The sequence below is a fragment of the Olivibacter sp. 47 genome (assembly GCF_030372825.1).
Lineage (GTDB): Bacteria > Bacteroidota > Bacteroidia > Sphingobacteriales > Sphingobacteriaceae > Olivibacter > Olivibacter oleidegradans.
This window is the reverse complement of the sequence record NZ_JAUCNR010000001.1, coordinates 311,185-332,221: the sequence shown is the minus strand read 5'-3', so window position 1 is coordinate 332,221 and position 21,037 is coordinate 311,185. Positions and strand designations below refer to the sequence as shown.

General features: G+C 41.9%; 11 protein-coding genes. All 11 read left to right on the top strand.

What is annotated here, in order from left to right:
- Position 1 precedes the first annotated feature (1 nt).
- Positions 2-1,735 carry a RagB/SusD family nutrient uptake outer membrane protein gene (locus tag QT327_RS01360; RefSeq protein ID WP_289551731.1) on the top strand — a complete coding sequence of 578 codons (1,734 nt, stop codon included), beginning with the start codon at positions 2-4 and terminating at the stop codon, positions 1,733-1,735.
- A gap of 105 nt (positions 1,736-1,840) precedes the next feature.
- On the top strand, positions 1,841-3,034 hold the full coding sequence (locus QT327_RS01355) for a glycoside hydrolase family 88 protein (protein WP_289551730.1): 1,194 nt from the start codon (positions 1,841-1,843) through the stop codon (positions 3,032-3,034).
- A gap of 9 nt (positions 3,035-3,043) precedes the next feature.
- A complete protein-coding gene (locus QT327_RS01350; RefSeq protein ID WP_289551729.1) occupies positions 3,044-3,964 on the top strand; it encodes an ROK family protein in 921 nt (306 codons plus the stop codon).
- A gap of 6 nt (positions 3,965-3,970) precedes the next feature.
- Positions 3,971-5,287 (top strand): sugar porter family MFS transporter, encoded by a 1,317-nt coding sequence (locus tag QT327_RS01345; RefSeq protein ID WP_289551728.1) that lies wholly within the window; start codon positions 3,971-3,973, stop codon positions 5,285-5,287.
- A 195-nt stretch (positions 5,288-5,482) separates the two neighbouring features.
- Entirely contained in the window at positions 5,483-8,929 is a 3,447-nt protein-coding gene (locus QT327_RS01340) for a glycoside hydrolase family 97 protein (protein WP_289551727.1), read from the top strand.
- 211 nt (positions 8,930-9,140) lie between these two features.
- Positions 9,141-11,879: an endo-acting ulvan lysase-like protein gene (locus QT327_RS01335; protein WP_289551726.1), complete on the top strand. Its 2,739-nt coding sequence runs from the start codon at positions 9,141-9,143 to the stop codon at positions 11,877-11,879.
- A gap of 61 nt (positions 11,880-11,940) precedes the next feature.
- On the top strand, positions 11,941-12,735 hold the full coding sequence (locus tag QT327_RS01330) for a LacI family DNA-binding transcriptional regulator (protein ID WP_289551725.1): 795 nt from the start codon (positions 11,941-11,943) through the stop codon (positions 12,733-12,735).
- A complete protein-coding gene (locus QT327_RS01325) occupies positions 12,714-12,980 on the top strand; it encodes a substrate-binding domain-containing protein (protein ID WP_289551724.1) in 267 nt (88 codons plus the stop codon). The genes QT327_RS01330 and QT327_RS01325 overlap by 22 nt, the downstream gene beginning before the upstream one ends.
- 103 nt (positions 12,981-13,083) lie before the next feature.
- On the top strand, positions 13,084-14,526 hold the full coding sequence (locus QT327_RS01320; protein WP_289551723.1) for a sialate O-acetylesterase: 1,443 nt from the start codon (positions 13,084-13,086) through the stop codon (positions 14,524-14,526).
- A 1,242-nt stretch (positions 14,527-15,768) separates the two neighbouring features.
- Positions 15,769-18,141 carry a glycoside hydrolase family 127 protein gene (locus QT327_RS01315; RefSeq protein WP_289551722.1) on the top strand — a complete coding sequence of 791 codons (2,373 nt, stop codon included), beginning with the start codon at positions 15,769-15,771 and terminating at the stop codon, positions 18,139-18,141.
- A 51-nt stretch (positions 18,142-18,192) separates the two neighbouring features.
- A complete protein-coding gene (locus tag QT327_RS01310) occupies positions 18,193-20,799 on the top strand; it encodes an alpha-L-arabinofuranosidase family protein (RefSeq protein WP_130855353.1) in 2,607 nt (868 codons plus the stop codon).
- Positions 20,800-21,037 lie beyond the last annotated feature (238 nt).

Below are 21,037 nucleotides of genomic sequence, written 5' to 3'. Positions count from 1 at the left end.
TATGAGAACCTTTTATAAAAATATCATCTGCTTTTCTTGGCTTGCTGCCGGACTGGCCTTGACGGGATGTAATAAAATGCTCGATCTGAAACCAACGAATGAAATTTCAGATGTGGATTATTGGAAAACGGCCGATCAGTTCGAACTGGCCGCCAATGAGTTTTACACCTATTTACGTACGTTTAATCAAATCGGCACGGTTGATGCACCACATGCAGAAATTAGGGGGGACTTAATCGCGGCAAATGACAGGAACCCCTATAGTAATGGTACGAATACCAACACAACGAGCGATAATAATTACTCGGATGCCTTTAAACGTATCAGAGCCATTAATTATTTTTTGGATAAAGCTTCAACTTATGCAAATACGGATGAAATTGCTGTTTATATTGCGGAAGCTAAGTTTTTTAGGGCTTATGTGTATTTTGATCTGTTGCAGATGTATGGTCAAGTCCAATTGTTTGATAAACCGCTGGCGGTCGATTCGCCGGCGTTGCAGGGAACACAGAACAGTCGTGAAGAGGTTGTTGATTTTATCATTCATGATCTGGATGAAGCTATTCTCTTGCTTCCGTTTGAAAAAGAAATTGGAGTTAATGGAAAGGGGCGAGTGAGTAAAGGCGCTGCGCAAGCCTTTTTAGGTCGGGTGGCTCTATATGAGGGAACTTGGCAAAAATTTAGGAACGGTGACCCGGTTAGGTACAACGCCTTATTGGATAAGGCCATTCAAAATGCTAACGCAGTCATAGAGAGTGGACAATATCAGTTGTTTGCTCCCCAGGCGCTTGGAGATTCTGCTCAAAAATATTTGTTTATATTGGAGAACCAGCAGGCTAATCCGGCTAATCTGAATAAATCAGCTAATCAGGAGTACATACTTTCTAATCGTTATGATTCGGAACTTCGACAGATCCGATATAATGTGACGCATAGCTATTTAGGCATGCAGATTACCAAGAAGTTTGCTGATATGTTTCTAATGGCAAATGGATTACCGATCAATCAAGCAGGCGCCGGTTTTGCCGGTTACAGCACAGCCCGTTCTGAATACACAAATAGGGATAATCGTATGCGCTATACGATGATGATTGATGGTAACTATTATTGGGATAACGAGGCCCCATCAAGTAGGGTCAATTGGTTAAGCGACGCCGTGGATCAGGCTAATTCAAGAGGACGTCATAATGGGGCGATGGGAACAGGCTATGCTAATCAGAAATGGGCGGCGGAGCGAAGGGTGGATGATAATGCCGAAGGATACGACTATCCGGTAATTCGTTACGCAGAGGTCCTATTAAATTATGCAGAGGCAGTTTATGAAAGAAACGAAGCTATATCCGACGCCGACCTAAATAAGAGTTTAAACCTGGTTAGACAACGAGTCAATAAGAGTATGCCTAAATTGAGTAATGGATTTGTAGGGAATTATGGGTTAGATATGCGGACGGAAATTAGGCGGGAGCGTACGGTCGAATTGTTTATGGAAGGCTTTCGGGTAGACGATTTGAAACGCTGGAAAACCGCCGAGATAGAAATGCCTCAACCATTACAGGGAATTACATGGTCTGGAACGGAATGGGAGACTAAATACCCAGCTATTGGTAATAGGATTCAGAATGGCGTGTTCACATTGGAAACGGCACGCCAATGGAACGATCGGAATTATTTGTTACCCATTCCCAATCAGGAAATACAGTTGAATCCTAATTTAAAGCAGAATCCGGGATGGTAGGTCTAGTCGTTTAAATAGCTTATAAAGAGTTGGTTTTTTTGTTGATGAATCGTGCTCCCTTCCGTTACAAACAAGGAAGGGGCAATACTTTTAAAATATATGAAGATGCGATTGATATACTGTTGCTTTGTTTTAGGTAGTTTGGGTTTAGCGACTTGCCATCAGAAGGAAGTCCTGTACGATCCGCAACGGGATATTGATTATTGTGTTGCACAGGTAAAAAAGACCCTGGCCGTTTTACCGCTCGATACACCGAATATTCCACGAAATATCACAGATGCTACAGGCAAATGGAAAATGGTGAATTATAAAGATTGGACCAGCGGTTTTTGGCCGGGTATACTTTGGTACAGCTACCAGGCTAGTGGTGATGACTCTTTACGACTGGCTGCTGATCGTTTCTCCCGTGAACTTAGCGCTTTATCGCAGGAACCGGCACTGGATCATGATTTGGGATTTCAGGTATTCAATAGTTTTGGAAATGGTTATCGTCTCACGAAGGATGCCGGCTATAAGAAGATCATATTAGCCGCTGCGGATACACTGGCAACACTTTTCAACCCGAATGTAGGAACTATTTTGTCGTGGCCGAGGTTGGTGCCGCGAATGGAGTGGCCACAGCATAATACCATTATTGATAACATGATCAATTTGGAGCTTCTTTTTTGGGCATCAAAAAATGGTGGAAACAAAAAGTTTTACGATATTGCGGTAAGCCATGCTGAAAAAACCATGAAGAACCATTTTCGTTCTGATTATACTGCCTACCACGCCGTTATTTACGACCGGAATACAGGTAGGCGAATTAAAGGACTTACTCACCAAGGCTATGCTGACGGCTCGATGTGGGCACGTGGTCAAGCATGGGCTATTTACGGTTATACAATGTGTTACCGTGAAACCGGAAAGTCGGAATTTCTGGATTTCGCCCAAAAAGTAGCGCAGGTGTATTTGGATCGATTACCGGCGGATCAGGTACCGTACTGGGATTTTGACGATCCCACTATTCCAAATGCACCCAAAGACGCTTCGGCCGCTGCTGTAACCGCATCCGCTTTGATTGAATTGTCAGGTTTTGTTAAAAATAGCAAGCGGGCCGATTACTTTTATAAAAAAGCAGTGCAAATGCTCATATCGCTCTCAACGAACTATCAAAGTGGTAATGCGAATACGGCTTTTCTAAAACATGCTACAGGCCACAAGCCAAACAATAGTGAAGTAGATGCTTCTATTAATTATGCGGATTACTATTATTTGGAGGCTTTATTGAGACTTAAAAACATAGAACTTAAAAAATAATTGTAAAAGATGCGAAATAAGCCCTATTCATCTATTGAAAGCATTGTCATCGCTGCTGATATTGGTGGTTCACACATCACGGTTGCGCCCATAGATATTTCTTCCTCGCAAGCTGTTTCGGAAAGAATGTTACGTGCACGCGTGAATAGTAGGGGAACCCGTGAGGATATTTTGAACACTTGGTGCAATGTGCTGGAGATGGCTTTTGCCTCCTTCAATGAACGCCCTGATAAGCTAGCTTTAGCGATGCCAGGCCCATTTGACTATGAAAATGGCATTTCTTATATCCGAGGCTTAGATAAATATGAAAGTTTATATGGTATCAACATAAAAGAAGAATTAGCAAATACATTAAACTTATCTCATAAGCACGTTTTGTTTAGAAACGATGCGGAAGCTTTTCTGCATGGTGAAGTAGCTACCGGTTTAGTAGAGATGAATAATCGTGTTTTAGGCCTTACGTTGGGCACCGGGATGGGTACAGCTTTTAGTTACGCAGGAAAAACAATCGATTTAAACCTAGGAAGCGAATCTTATCAAACCAGCATCGCCGATGACTTTTTCACGACAAGATGGTTTGTAAACCGCTACGAGGAGTTGAGTGGAAATAAGGTTACAAATGTAGAAGCATTGAGTGAGTTGAGTGGAAAGGATAAAACGGTAGACGTACTATTTGACGAATATGCTAGTCGCTTAACTAACTTCCTTGCGGGGCATATTGTGGATTTAAGGATAGATACCTTAGTTTTCGGAGGGAATATCTCGAAGGCAAATCGCTTGTTCCTTCCTAAATTTTCGGCTATGCTGGCGGCGAAGGGCATCACACCCGCTGTTAAATTAGCTCTGCAAGGGGAACAATCGGCCATGATTGGCGCCGCCTTTTTATTCAACGCTGTGCAAGGAACGCATGAACCTAAAATAATTGTATAAAGAAATATGACTTATCCTACACGTATTGCATTGATAGCCGCCTTGGGTGGTTTTCTTTTCGGCTTCGAAACTGCTGTCATCTCGGGGGCAGAAAAGACGATCCAAGAATTTTGGAAACTTGATGCCTTTTGGCTCGGATTTACGGTTGCAGCTAGCTTAATCGGGACAGTTCTAGGTTCGCTGATCATTGGTTCTCCTGCTCAGAAATATGGAAGGAAGAAGGTGCTCATAGGTATTGCATTATTTTACTTGCTTTCAGCCGTCGGGTGTGCGTTGGCGCAACAATGGATTTTATTTGTTCTATTTCGTTTTTTGGGTGGAATTGCGGTTGGCGCATCTTCTGTAGTAGGTCCCATGTATATTGCTGAAATCTCGCCCGCTCGGATTAGGGGCCGTTTAGCCGGCATGTTTCAGCTCAATATTGTTGGTGGAATATTAGTTGCTTATTTAACAAACTACCTGCTATCAGGTACAGGTGAAGAAAATGCTTGGCGTTACATGTTGGGCGTGATGGCTGCTCCTGCTGTGCTATTCTTTATTTTATTGCAATTTATACCGGAAAGCCCAAGATGGTTGGTGCTAAACGGTAAAGACCAAGAAGCTGAGCGGATCTTTATTCGTCTGGGCGAACAAGGCGCCGCTCAACTTATCCGCGAAGAACACCGTTTAGCTGCAGGAGGCACACGCGAAAAATTGTTTAATGGCAAGTACAATAAACCTATTTTTTATGCTATTCTGTTGGCTATGTTTAACCAGCTGTCGGGCATTAATGCGATTTTATATTATGCTCCGCGAATTTTTGAAATGGCGGGTTTTAACAAAGCGGACGCTTTTCAGCAATCGGTATACATTGGACTGGCCAATTTTCTCTTCACCGCCTTGGCAATGACCCTAATCGATCGTTTTGGAAGAAAACGTTTACTGCTGACAGGGGCCGTAGGGATGGTGTTTTTTTTGGCATTAACCGCCGTCTCTTTTAGTAACCCGGCTGTAACAGATAAACATGTTATTATTTATTTAATCGGGTTTATTGCCTTTTTTGCCTTTTCGCAGGGAGCTGTCATATGGGTGTTTATCTCTGAAATTTTTCCTAATTCCGTGCGTTCACAGGGAGGTTCTCTAGGAAGTTTTACGCATTGGATCATGGCCGCTATTATTTCTTGGATATTTCCCATTATTGTGGAAGGTAGCGCTATGGGAGGTTTTTATTCCTTCGTTTTCTACAGCGTCATGATGTTCTTATCCTTTTTATTCATTTGGCGTGTTATGCCTGAAACGAAGGGGAAAAGTCTGGAGCAAATCCAAAAGGAGCTGGGGATTTAATTTCTCCTGATCATCCGCTGTTTAATTATGGTGATCACAAAAATCACTCGCACATGAAAATTTAACAAGCGTCTTTTTATACAATTATAGTGAATTGCTGACCTGTAGGTAATAAAATACAGGTAGGAGTGGATATCTATGGGTTGGCGGTTACGCAGATCGAAAAAATAAAGACACGCAAATATAATCAATACCATGGTTAGGACATTCGTATTTTTTCTTTGGTTTTTATGGTTGCTGCCTGCAAAAAGCGTTTTTGCCCGAGAGGATAAAAGTTGGAAATTAACTTCTCCGAACGGCGCTTATGAGATGCAGATTACACAGAAGGAAATCGCATCCAATAAACGACAATTATACTACCGATTGAATTATAAAGGTAAGGAAGTAGTCACAGAGTCTGAACTGGGCATTCAACTTGAGAATCAACTGTTCGAATCCGCCTTGGGTATCGAAAATGATCCAAGTACGTATTGGTGCGAGAACCTTGAATTTAAAGAAGAGCTTCGGAATACGATAGAAGCTGATTGGAAACCGCTGTATGGAGAGCGGAGCTACATAGAAAATCGCTATCAGGAGCTGATATTGAAATTTACCAAGTTTGATGAGGGAAGCATACTTACGGAAGGCCGGCATGGTACCAGTTATGATAAGCGAAGAAGCTATGAGATGCATCTCATTGTCCGCGCTTATAACGAGGGTGTGGCTTTTAAATATTTCTTTCCCGAGAGTACCAACGGTCTTTTCCTTCATATTGTAGGTGAACAAACTTCCTTTTCCTTCGCTTCGGGAACCAAAGCCTACTATGAGCGATGGGCGCAGGGACCTTATACGTTACAGCCCTTGAAAAATTGGGAGGATGAAGGTGAGCGCCCGCTGACGCTCGAGTTGAAAAATGGTTTATATGTGTCTTTGCTGGAAGCACAAATGATTGATTATGCACGAACTAAGTTTAAGCTGAAGCTTGACGAGGAAAATACCTTGCAAGCATCTATCTATGATAAGGTTGATGCCATTAGCCCATTCGCTACTTCTTGGCGGGTTATTATGGCCGCTGAAAGAGCAGGTGACCTGATTGAACATAATGATTTGTTATTGAACTTGAATGAACCGAACCAAATTAAAAATACTTCCTGGATTAAACCGGGGAAGGTCATTCGTTCAGGTTTGACTACGGTAGAGGCAAAGGCATGTGTAGATTTTGCTGCAGCGCATAATATGCAGTATGTTCATCTAGATGCGGGTTGGTACGGACCGGAAATGAAGGTAGCTTCGGATGCCCGCCGAGTAGCCGAGAACCGTAACTTGAAGATGCAAGAATTGATCAATTATGCAGCAACAAAGAATATCGGAATTATCGTTTACGTTAATCAACGAGCTTTGGCAAATCAACTGGATGAACTTTTTCCACTTTTTCAAAAATGGGGAATTAAGGGGGTGAAATTCGGTTTCGTTCAGGTAGGCTCGAATAGGTGGTCCGACTGGTTGCATAAAGCGGTTAAGAAGGCTGCAGAACATCAGTTATTGGTGGATATCCATGATGAGTACAGGCCGACGGGGGTTAGTAGGACTTACCCCAACCTCATGACGCAGGAGGGAATACGAGGCAATGAAGAGATGCCGGATGCAACGCACAATACCATCCTACCCTTCACCAGATTTCTGGCGGGAGCAGGAGATTATACCATTTGCTATTATAATAATCGAATTAAAACAACTCATGCACATCAACTCGCTTTATCGGTAGTTTATTATAGCCCCTTGCAGTTTTTGTATTGGTACGATAAACCTGCAAATTATCAAGGTGAACCGGAAATTGAGTTTTTCGATCGGGTTAAAACAGTTTGGGATGATACAAGAGTGCTCGATGGTAAAATAGGCGAATATATTGTGACAGCTCGACGTAGTGGATCGGATTGGTTTGTGGGCACTATCACCAATACCGATGCAAGAGCGATTGCTTTTACACTGGATTTTTTGGAAAAAGGAAAACAATATGTAATGCATATCTATACAGACGATGGGCAGGTACAAACTAAAACAAAGGTTGCCGTGAATCGCTTCTTGGTAAAAAGCTCGGAGACCCTTCGATTACAATTAAAAGCAAGCGGTGGAGCCGCTATACGCTTTACACCCGCGAATAAGGAAAATGAAAAGAAATATAAAGCACTACCTAAAAGGTATTTTAAAGATAGGGGTATGGAATTGAATAACAACCGTTGGGCTTTATTACTGTTATTTCCGGTCTTCTTGGCATTCTTCGCGAAGGCGGAGAAGTTACCCAATCAGTTAGTAGTTTACAAGGCCCCTAAGGGGGCCCTACTAAACGATGATTATACCGTTGCTGTTCGATTGATTGGTGAGAAAAAATGGCAACCGATACCTAGCCATTTGATTAAAGTAGATGAGGTACGCAATGCGAAGCATCACATAGAAAGCTCTTCAATGGCTTATTTTGATTTTAAAGGGGAAGTGGAGGTTTCTATTACCTTCAATAAAGGTAAGGTAAACAAAGCGCGGGTGAGACCCCTGTCGTATGGAATTGAACCTACCGTGAAAGATAACACCCTTACATTTAAGTTAGGCAGACCGCGCAACTTATCGGTAGAAGTAAATGGGGATATTTTTCATAACCTACTCTTATTTGCTAATCCAATGGTTGAGAATAAGCCAGATCGCAAGGATCCTAACGTTATTTTCTTCGATGCGGGTATTCATGAGCTGGGCGAGAAAGGTTTTTCGGTGCCTTCCAATAAGACAGTCTATATTGATGGCGGTGCTATTTTAAGAGGCCAGTTGAAAATACAGAACGTAGAAAACGTAAACGTAATTGGACGTGGAATGGTAGAGCATACGGTGAAGATGGGCGTCCACATTTCGAGTGCTAAACATATTCTAGTAGAAGGAATATTTGCGACACAATGCGCTACCGGAGGCTCGGATAACGTGATCATTCGTAATGTGAAAAGTGTAAGCTATTATGGTTGGGGGGATGGTATGAATGTTTTTGCTAGCAATAATGTATTATTTGATGGGGTATTTTGTCGTAATTCCGACGATTGTACAACGGTATACGCAACACGGAAGGGATTTGAAGGGGGATGCAAAAATATTCGCATGGAAAATTCTACCCTTTGGGCCGATGTGGCGCATCCAGTTTTTATCGGGATACATGGAAATGCCGAAAAGCCGGATACGATCGAAGATGTTTTTTATAAAAACATCGATATTCTAGATCATAAGGAAGCGCAGTTGGACTATCAAGGTTGTTTAGCTATTAATGCGGGCGACAACAACCTGATCCGTAACGTACATTTCGAGAATATCCGTATAGAGGATTTTAGGCAGGGTCAATTGGTGAATTTACGCATATTTTTTAACGAAAAATATTGCAAAGCCCCTGGGCGGGGTATTGAAAATATAGTTTTTAAGGACGTCAGTTACAATGGAAGTGGGGGCGAGCTATCCATGATTTCGGGTTATGATAGTGAGCGGAAAGTAAAGAATGTGGTTTTCCAAAATCTACGTATAAACGGCAGGCTGATCACTGATGATATGTCTGATAAACCGAAATGGTATAAAACAGGCGATATGGCACGGGTTTACATTGGTGAACATGTAGAAAATGTGACTTTTATACCTTAAAGATGGATAAAGTCGGTAGTTTATATCGCGCATTTATTTTTGCACCGTTACTAATTGGCAATATGGTAGCAGTGAGTGAACAGATGCGATCAGTTCCCACGGTTGAGTACAGTTTATAAATATATATTGGAAAGGTCAACAGTTAGGAAAATAGTCGTTGATTTGATTTTACGGAATAGGAATCTATTTTGAATGCAGATTACTTAATACTATGAAGTTAAAAATGTTTTTAAGCTTGGCGATCGTGGTAATAAGCGGCCAATTATATAGTCAACAGATCCCGTTACCCACAAATCTGCCGCAGGAACATCCTCGATTGCTGACAACGCCGAAGAACAAATCCATGTTGCAAAAGAGAATCAAAAAGGAAAACTGGGCGAAAGAGGTGATGCAGGGAATTAGGGATCGACTGGATCCTTACATAAAGAGAACACAGGAAGAACCGGATTGGTTGTTTTCTCGATTGATGATGTATTGGAAGAGCCATGCTGATCAGGTGTATATCAATGGAGGTATTTATGCACGGGCAGAAGGGAAAGCTCCGGTTCCTACGGTTCGCTTTGGAAGCACAAGGGGGATTGGTTCATCGATCAAACGCCCCAAATTGGAAGATATTATACCTTACATGGACGATACCAAGGGCGTATTCTTTCAAAATACAATCAAAGAGGGTGACCCTTTGGAATGGGTTGACCAAGCGGCGGTGTCAGGCGCGAATATTGAAAGCGTGAACAGCGAAATTATCGGGCTGGGGAGGGATGCCGCCTTTCTTTATTGGTTGCTGGGAGAGGAGCAATATGCGAAGTTGGCTTTTGGGGTTTTTGATACCTATATGACTGGGATGTATTATATGAAAGAACCTATCGACGAGGGAAATGGCCATGCGCAAACTTTAGTTGGCATGAGCACTTTTGAGGTTATCCAAGAGAAAATTCTTCCGGAGTTAGCCGTTTTCTACGATTTTCTCTATGGATATATACAAACGAATTATCCGGATAAACTTCTCGTTTATGAGCAAGCGTTTAAAAAATGGATTGATGTGATCATCAAGCATGGTGTGCCCCATAACAACTGGAATTTACATCAAGCGAGTCTCATACTGCCGGTGATTATGGTGTTAAATGATGACGTGGCCTACACCGATAAAAGGGGGAGAATGTATTACATCGATCGTATCTTAAACAAGACGTCTGCGCGGCAATGGGCCTTAAGCAAGCTGATGAATTATGGGTACGATAAAGAAACCGGTATCTGGAATGAAAGTCCTGGTTATGCACAGAGTGTAACAGGTCTTTTCATGGAGTTTATTATGCATTACGACCATACTTATCATCAGAATTTATTGCCCTATATGCCGGTAATGAAAAAAGCGGTAACGGTTCTTCCACAATATCTCTTTCCCAATGAACTAACGACAGCCTTTGGTGATTCGTATTATGCCGGTCTTTCTGCTTCGCCCATAGTGGATATGGTTAAAATAAGCCAAAAATATAAAAATCGGGAAGACGAAGAGCTTTTCACAGGGATGTATAAACGGTTTATTGGTAATCGGGTACAAGGCTCAACAGAAACTAAGTTGTTGCCACAAATCCAATCTTTCTTTACCGGTAAACCACTTGTTTTGGATAAACACATTCCCGCAGCTCGATTAAAAGACTTTGTAACCGCCACTTTTTACGCGCCCAATGTGAGTTGGTTTGTACAACGATCAAAATACCATAGTAAAGCGCACGGCCTGATGATATCGCAATTTGCGTCTTATGGCAATCATGCGCATTCTAATGGTGTTGCAATGGAACTCTATGGAAAAGGATATGTGCTGGGGCCGGAATCGGGAATAGGGTCGACTTATTTTGAAAAACCTTATTTAGAATATTATTCCCAGTTTCCTGCACATAATACCGTAATGGTCGATGGGATATCCAAATATCCCGAAATGTTAAGCAATCATCCCTTTGATCTGCTAGGATGTTATCCTGCAACTGGAAGAAAGGATGGATATTATCCCGGTATTACTTACTCGAATGTTTATTTTCTAGAACCGGAGAGCCATAGTGACCAAAGTAGGTTATTGAGCATTGTAAATACAGGCGAAACTACGGGTTATTATGTCGATATTTTTCGTTCGAAAAGACGGAATGGTAAAGATAGATTTCACGACTATTTCTATCATAATCTGGGTGAGCACCTTTCTGTGCAAGACACGAAAGGGCGAGCTTTGGATTTAAAACCTAGCGAGGAAATGGCTTTTGCCGGCGGACACCTTTTCGCGCTCGACTATATGTGGGATAAGCGTGCAGCAAAGACAAATAAAGACTATCGGGCAGTTTGGAAGATGAACCAACCTGATAGTAATCATGTCTATATGAACCTGTGGATGAAGGGATACGACGGGAGGGAAGTGTTTACCATTAAGGCACCACCGGTGAAATCCTTCCGTTCAAATGAGGGATTTTCCTACGACTTAAAGACGGCTCCATTTTTAACAATAGCGGCAAGGCAGCATGGAGAAGCATGGAATCATCCTTTTGTCTCCATCTTTGAACCAACAACGGAAAAAGAAGGTAAATCTATTGATTCGATTAGTACATTCGAAGTAGGCGATGTGTCTGACGATTTTGTAGGTTTGATAGTGACAAGTAAATCAGGCAGACTGGATCATATTTTTTCATCTGCAAAAGATGAAAAGGTACACTACAATAACATGACAGTCCAGGGTATTTACGCGGTTATTAGCGAGGAAAACAAAGATTTTAGCTTATTTTTAGGAGGGGGGACTTTAATAAGCGCTAAAGGAATTACTATAAGATGCAGCGAAAAAGCCAATGTAGTATTGGTCTATAAGCAGGGACAGTACTTTTTTGCCAGTGATAAGGGTGTCTCAATAATTGAGGCAAATGGGAAGAAAATCACAAAAAATAAAACAGACTACCAAAAGGTTGAATTATGAAAAAGTAGTTTCGATCTTCTCAACGGGTATTAACTTCTTGAAGAACCACAACTGTTTGATCATGTCAAAGAAAAGGATTACCATCAGCGATATCGCTAAAGCACTTGGGGTGTCTAAAACTACGGTTTCCATCGTGCTCAATGGAAAGGCTCGGGAGATTCAGATCAGTCCGTCTCTGGAAAAGCGCGTGCTCGATTATATAAGGAAAGTAGGCTACATTCCTAATCAGTATGCCCAGGGATTACGAAATGGTAAAACAAGAATAATCGGCATGTTAGTGGAAGATATATCAGATCCGTTTTTTTCCGCGATTGCACGTCAAGTGGAAGAGCGCGCGTACGAAATGGGTTACAAAATTGTCTACAGTAGCACAGAAAATGATACCAACAAAGCGAAAGAAATGTTGGAGGTTTATAGGAACAGCGGAGTGGATGGCTATATAATTGCACCTCCTCCAGCTATAGAAAATGAAATAGAAGAACTTTTACGAGAAGGGTTTCCTGTCGTTCTATTTGATCGTACCTTACCGGGTGTCGCTACGGATAGCGTGTTGGTTGATAATTTTGATAGCGCGTATACGGCCATGAAGCACCTTGTTGCGCATAATTTTCAATGTGTAGCTTTTATCACCCTTTCATCCGATCAAGTACAAATGTTGGAACGTGAAAGGGGTTATTTACAAGCCATGTCAGAGATTGGTGCACCTTATACTATTAAACGTATAAAGTACCACGATGATAAACAACATAGTATTCGCGAAATTGAGGAGTTTTTATTGACACACAGCTATGTTGATGCCGTTTTTTTGCTACTAATTACATTGCAGAGAATGGATTGGAAGCAATTCGGAATCTGAAAATCAAAATACCAAGCGATTTGGGCGTTGTGGTATTCGATGATCATAACATGTTTAGACTTTTTACTCCCTCCGTTACCGCAATCTCTCAACCAATTAATGAGATGGCCCAGCAAGCCATTAATTTAGTACTGGATAGGCTAACGAATGCAAAAATGCCAAAGCAAGATAAACCTGTTCATATTGTGCTTAAGAATGAATTTCGCATCCGGGAGTCTTCACAGCTACGCAAAAGACAATCGTAACTGCTTTTTCCAAGCCGATTGAAGTAATGCGCAATATGATTTTTGATGAATTATTTTCAATAAATTACTATCTTAGATTGTTACCTTTTATACAATCTGAAAAATGTTAAAACACCTTCTTATTAAACGCATGTTACAACGGACGTTCCTATTGCTGTCCGGTTGCTTTTTTTGTTCACTTACTTTTGCGGAGATTTCGGTCAACAGCCTTTTTAGCGATCACATGGTACTTCAACAGGGCGTAACAGTCCCTGTCTGGGGCTCGTCAACTACCGAAGGACAGGTAACCGTGCGATTTAATGGACAGCAGTTGACGTCTAAAGTTTCCAATGGCAAATGGTTGGTGAAGCTTAAACCTATGGCTGTTTCCAAGGAACCCTTAACCATGGAAGTTTTTGCCGAAGATACTATACGTATTCATGATGTATTAATTGGTGAGGTGTGGCTTTGCAGTGGGCAATCTAATATGGAGCGTCAGCTTGGTCCACGTCCACCGCAAAAGCCTATACTTGGTTGGGAAGCAGAGCGGGATCGGGCTAATTATCCCTTAATCCGTCAATTTTATGTGCCGCTGAAGTATGCAGAAACACCACAAGATGATGTTGACGGAAAATGGAAGGTATGCAGTCCAAATACGGTAGTAGACTTTTCCGCTGTTGGCTATTTCTTCGCAGCGGATTTATATATGCAGCTTGAAGTACCCATAGGAATTTTATTTTCTGCCTTTGGCGGAACACCTGCTGAAGATTGGACAAGTAGGGCAGCTTTGGAGCGTAATCCCGAACTAAATGAGTTGGTTAAAAATTATGTTGAAACCATGAATGTAGGCTATCATCCAAAGGGGCAGTGTGTTTCGGGCTTATATAATGGCATGATCCATCCGCTGCTTCCCTTTGCCATTAAGGGTGTCGCTTGGTATCAGGGAGAATCTAATAATAATCGGGCAGAGCAATATGAAATGGTGCTCACGAATATGATAAAAAATTGGCGCACCGATTTTAATCAAGGTGATTTTCCCTTTTTAATTGTTCAGATTGCACCACATAAAGATATGAAGCCCGAATTAAGAGATGCGCAACGTATGGTAGTAGCACATGTACCTAATACGGCATTGATTGTAACTACCGATTGTGGAGATGCGATGGATATACATCCGACCAATAAAAAGCCCGTAGGTGAACGTTTGGCACTTGCCGCCCATGCCCTCGCTTACCATGGCAAGGAGGAGTATCAGGGACCTATGTATAGTGCGTACAAAATAAAAGCTGATAAACTATACTTAACATTTAAGCATATTGGAAAAGGACTGGTAAGCCTTCCTCAAGAAGAGAAATTAAAGGGATTTGAACTTGCCGGAGCCGACGGCGTGTATTACCCTGCGATGGCTTCTATCGAAGATACTACGATCGTGTTAAGTAGCGATCGGGTAAAAAAGCCAAAGCAGGCCCGTTATGGTTGGGCAAATGTGCCTGATGTAAACTTTTATAATAAAGACGGTTTGCCGGCATCTCCGTTTATTACCGAAGATGTTAATGAGAAAAATTAGCTCTTTGTTTCCCGACCGCCATTTTAAATTGGTTGATAAATAGAAAACTTATTAAAAAATGCTATCTTGTCTTAGCCTAAATCAATTTTCTTTGGGGTGTCGCAACTAACAACCTTGATTACAAGCTTCTCCATAATCATACTACACCAAGATAAGACAAACGAGGTACTTTCTTCGAGGTGAGTCCAGGGTGAGTCCACATTGAGTCCAGGGTGAGTCCAGGTTTTTATAGCAAAAACCTGGACTCAATGCGGAGATAGTCTTCTCAAATAATGTTTGCATGGAGAAGATGGTAGCTACTTGGTATTAAGAAGGTGTTTGCTGTATTGGATATCCGTTAAAGGCAAGTGAATGGACCTCAAAAAAGTTCTACGAATATACTAAAAATCATTAAAAAACCTGCATTTTAATACTGTACCTCAGGGATTACCTTCGGTGAACTCCTATTGATCGGTTTCGTTTTTATATATAAAGGTGTTTCTATTAAAAGAACATTTATTTTATACATCCCACTTGCTGCGCCCATTGGGGCAAGGTGCTTCGGCTTGTCTATTCCGTTGCAACTCGTGGTCAGATGCCCATCCGTGAATCGGAGCCACCCTCTTGCGCAATGGCATGCCCTTCGTTCGTCGATTCACTCATTACCACCTGCTTCGCACGATAATGGTGAAGGGGCATCTTTGACTGCCGGTTGCTACCTCCACAGACTAGGCCATTGATGCACTTCGGAACGGCAGTGCTGATACCAGGCTACAGTGCGTAGGGCAAAACGGCCTCACAGCATGAGCGTGAAGAAGATTTAGGATAGCCGAGGACAAAAAATCATGTGAAGAAGCGAAGGGGAAGACTGGCGGGAAGGAGCGGCTCCACAGGATTCAACATTGGGCCTAAATCTTTAGCGAAAGGATGTGCAGCCTTGATGTTTGCCTCTCTTTGCATCAAGGTAAAGAGAGATGAAATAAAAAAAATCATCAAGATAAAACGTAAATAAAATTGACTAAAATAAATGTTCTTTTTTAAAGACGAAATCCCTGATTACCTCGGTGAACTCCCGTTGGTCGGTTTCGCCTTTAACATATAGATAAAGGTGTTTATATTAAAAGCGAAATTCTTGCATATACAGCGGGAATTAAGCGTAAATATCCGGTGTTTTTCATGCTTTTATTTGATTTATTGAATAGTATTAATATATTTGATTTATAATTGTTAATGTAACACTTATTTTCTAACCAATTAATACAAATGAGAAGTAACCCACTGTGCTTGGTATCCTCTTTCTTGATCTTTATTAGCTTATGGCTTGGAATGAATCAGCGATCATTGGCTCAAAGAGTTAAAATGGAGCCGTTTCCTTTAGCATCCATACGATTAGCTGATGGCCCGTTAAAGGACGCGCAGGAAACGGATCTTCGATATATATTGGCATTAAACCCGGATCGTTTGCTAGCTCCTTATTTAAGAGAGGCGGGGCTTGAGCCGAAAGCCTCTAGTTATGGTAACTGGGAAAACACAGGCTTGGATGGCCATATAGGGGGGCATTACCTTTCGGCACTATCGCTTATGGCTGCAGCAACAGAAAATCAAGTTATACAGGATAGACTTACTTATATGTTAAGCGAGTTAAAACGTTGTCAGAATCAAGATTCGGACGGCTACGTGGGCGGTATACCGGGAGGCAAGCAAATGTGGAACGACATTAAAAGAGGGAAAATAGAGGCCCAATCTTTTTCTCTAAATGGAAAATGGGTTCCCATTTATAACATTCATAAGCTCTTTGCCGGTTTAATTGATGCATATCGTTATACAGGCAATGAGCATGCCCGGCAAATGGTTCTTAAGCTAGGGAATTGGTGGTTAAGTGTTTTCGGTGGACTTACTGATGAACAGATTCAAACGATATTACGTTCGGAACATGGTGGAATTAATGAAGTTTTTGCGGATTTAGCGCAGATAAGTGGTGATCAAAAATACTTAACCATGGCTAAACGACTTTCGCACCGTGCCATATTGCAGCCCTTAATTGCTGGAAAGGATGAACTGACCGGCTTACATGCCAATACGCAAATTCCGAAGGTCATTGGCTTTGAAAAAATTGCGGCGCTGGCCGATAGTATGAGCTGGGCGAATGCTGCTCGTTTCTTTTGGGAGACCGTCGTAGAACATCGTACCGTATCGATCGGTGGGAACAGTGAAAGTGAACACTTCCATGCACTTAATAGCTTTGGAAAAATGCTATCCTCGCGTGAGGGGCCTGAAACCTGTAATACCTATAACATGATGAAGCTCTCCAAAGATCTTTTCTTACAGGGGCCGGATCGCAAATTCATCGATTATTATGAAAGAGCAACTTATAATCATATCCTTTCATCACAGCATCCGAAGGAAGGCGGCTTTGTATATTTCACACCAATGCGTCCCAATCACTACAGAGTGTATTCGCAAGCGCAGGCTTGTTTTTGGTGCTGTGTGGGTAGTGGTTTAGAAAATCACGGTAAATATGGTGAGTTAATTTATACGCATAGTGGACAGGACCTCTACATCAATCTCTTTATCCCGTCTACATTGAAATGGCAGGAACAGGGCATATCGCTGACGCAGCGTACACGGTTTCCCTATGAACAGAAAAGCAGTGTAACAATTGAGGTGGCAAATCCAAAAACCTTTTCCGTGTTTATTCGTAAACCAAAATGGTTAGGAAAACAACCTATCAACCTATTAGTAAACGGAAAGCTGATAAGCTATCAGGAAGATAAAGAATATTTGAAAATCAATCGTAAATGGGTAGGGCAATCGATTATTACTTTTAATTTACCTATGCAAATCAATGCGGAGCTGCTGCCCAGTGGCGAGCCTTGGGTTTCTTATACCTACGGTCCCATTGTGTTGGCTTCAAAAAATGGAACGGAAGATTTAAAGGGGCTTTTTGCAGATGACAAACGAATGGGACATATCGCTGCGGGAGCATTACTTCCGATGGATGCCAATCCGATCCTTGTACCTGAAAGTGGGGAACTTAATAAGTACGCAAAAGTTCTGGATGCGAATAAGTTGTTGTTTGAACTCGATCACTTATATAAAAATGGCAAAGCAACGAAAGTAACGTTACAGCCTTTCTTTTCGGTACATGATGCGCGTTATACCGTTTATTGGCGTACGGCCGACAAACGGTCATTAGATAGTATTGCCGGTGTTGCACGTCAGCGCGAAGAAGCACAGTTAAAGCTAGATAGACAAACCATAGATGTAGTAGTATCGGGTGAACAGCAACCTGAGTCAGATCATCATATGCAGCAAGAGGATTCCTATACAGGTGTCTTGGGTGATTATCATTGGCGTGCGGCAAGGGGATGGTTTAGTTATGAAATGCTTAACAATGGTCGACAAAGTAAAAAAATAAGCATTAAACATGAACATGATGCAACCGCTTGCTATGAACTATGGATAAATGATAAAAAAGTTTCCGTAACGTCTCGAACGACAGATGCAGAAGGAATTGATATTTCGACTTTTAATCTTGAAGCCGCTGATACGGATCAAGATAAATTAAGGGTAAAAATCAAAGCATGTAATAAAGAAGCTACGGGAAAAATTTTAGAAATAAGGTTGTTGAAATAAGTGAATATTCCTCGTTTGAAAGCTAATAACAAATAAACCGTATACAAATTCATGAAAAAGTACTTGATATTACTTATTGCCTCTACGTTACTAAGCTTGACGCGCGCAGGTGCTGCTGAGATGACGAAAGAACCGGATTCCGCCTATATTTTTGCCTATGCTTCTCTAAAAAATGGAGGACGGAACGGCTTACATTTCGCATGGAGTATCGATCGCAAAAAGTGGCATGCAATAGGACCGGAGTACAGTTACGTCCGTTGCGATTATGGGACTTGGGGAGCTCAGAAACGGATGCTTACACCTTTTTTGTTCTATGGTCCTGATAGCTTATGGCATGCTGTCTGGTCGGTCAACGAAACTGACGGTGTTGTTGTGCACGTAACTTCAAAAGATCTTGTGTATTGGAGAAGACAATCTTATCCTATCTTGATGCAAAAAGAGAATTGTTTGCTTCCCGCTCTTTCCTTTGATAAAGAGCATGGAAAATTTATAGTGGAGTGGAAGAGTACGAATGGGGGAGCCGATGCTACTTATTATAGAAGTAGTACACTTGACTTTAAAAATTATACACCTCCAGAACCAGTTGCTAAAGCTACGTTTGATAATAGGCATACTATACGTTTGGAAAATGGGGAGGAAAATGGAACCGTCCATAAAGTGTCTTGGAATGTAATTAAAGGTTTACTGCAGGCTCAACAGCAAGCAGCCTATGAACAGGAATTATGGTCGGAGAAAACGGCTGAAGATGGTATTCGATTCGCTTCTTTAAAACCAGTCGATGTGGAGGTACAAATTGATGTGGAAAATAAAAAGAAAATCAGTGATTTGCTAATGGGTGTTTTTTTCGAGGACATTAATTATGCTGCTGATGGTGGTTTATATGCCGAATTAGTGCAGAATCGAGATTTTGAATATCGCTTAAGTGATAAAAAAGGTAGCGATACCAGCTGGCATAGTTATAAGGCATGGTCTTTAAAAGGAGAGGAGGGAACATTTAAGATAGATAGCGTAAACCCTTTACACCCAAATAACGTACATTATGCGATTTTAAATATTGAAAAGGCAGGCACTGCTTTGGTCAATGCCGGTTTCGACGGCATTCCATTAAAAGCCGGAGAGCGTTATAATGTCTCTTTATTTGCGAGGAACCCGCAAGAGAAAGCCATAGCGCTTCTAATCCGTTTAATTGATGAGCATGGTAAGCTATTAGGTGAAGCTCGCATTCGGGCTATTAAAGGTAATTGGAGAAAGTATGAAGCGGCGATTTCAGTGAAAGCAGACGCGGCCAAAGCATCGCTGGAGATTATTCCACAAGAGGCGGGGGAAATAGCGCTTGACATGATTTCGCTATTTCCGGAGAAGACTTTTAAAGGGCGGAAAAATGGTTTGCGTGCAGACTTAGCGCAAACCATAGCTGATCTACATCCGCGGTTTGTTCGTTTTCCAGGCGGCTGTGTCGCACATGGAGATGGTTTGGGAAATATGTATCGTTGGCAAAATACAATTGGTCCGTTGGAAGCTCGGGTACCGCAACGAAATTTATGGAATTACCATCAAACGGCCGGGCTTGGTTACTTCGAATATTTCCAGTTTTGTGAAGATATTGGGGCTGAGCCAGTACCGGTAGTTCCGGCGGGTGTGCCTTGTCAAAACTCATCCACGGGCGGTGCCGGTCAGCAAGGCGGGGTACCGATGGCAGAGATGGAAGCCTATATACAGGAGGTGCTGGATTTGATTGAATATGCGAACGGAGATACGCATACAGTTTGGGGGAAAAAGCGCGCAGAGGCAGGCCACCCAAAACCATTCAATCTAAAATATATCGGTATCGGTAATGAAGATCTTATATCCGATATTTTTGAAGAACGTTTTACCATGATCTTTAACCGGGTACGCGAAAAACATCCTGAAATAACAGTGATCGGTACGGTTGGGCCAAGTTTTGAAGGTACTGATTATACGGAAGGTTGGCTGATTGCTAATAAACTTCAAGTACCTATGGTGGATGAACATTATTACCAGTCACCGGGTTGGTTTATTCATAATCAAGCATATTACGATAAGTATGATCGATCAAAGGCTAAGGTATATTTAGGTGAATACGCGGCTCATTTGCCAGGTAGGCCTAGTAACCTGGAAACGGCTCTCGCCGAGGCGATACATTTAACAAGCTTGGAGCGTAATGGGGATGTGGTTAGCATGGCTTCCTACGCACCTTTATTAGCTAAAGAAGATCATACGCAATGGAAGCCCGATCTTATTTATTTTAATAACACAGAAGTGAAACCTACGGTCGGTTACTTTGTACAGCAGATATATGGGCAACATGCCGGTGATATTTATCTGCCCACTCAAGTTCGCTTATCCAACACCGAAGAGGCTGTTAAAAAACGTTTGGCTATATCGGTCGTACGTGATACAAAATCCGGAGATGCCATTGTGAAAATAGTTAACCTTTTACCGGTTAGTACACGGGTGGCTTTGAATTTAGAACCGTTAGGCAACATCTCAACTGATGCCTTAAAAATCAGCTTAGCGGGGAATCCGGAAGATGAAGCGCTCAGACCAAAAAGTACGCCGATAGCTGTAACGAAGAACTTCAAAGATGAATTACCTGCCTACTCCTTTACGGTGCTCCGATTTAAGATAGTTGAGTAGTAGAGTAGGGAACTAGATGATTAGCCAATTAGCCAATTAGTTAATTAGCCAAATAGCCAATTATTCGTAAGTGTTTGCTTTTTTCGGCACTCATGAGCTCCCTAAGGTCGGTTAGCCAATTTGATAATGGAGCCTGCTTGCCGCATGTGGGTGCTTAGGGCCTACTGCTTATAGCTAATTGCTATTATAATCACGATATGAAACCCTTCCGTTCCACAAATGGAACGGAAGGGTAGAT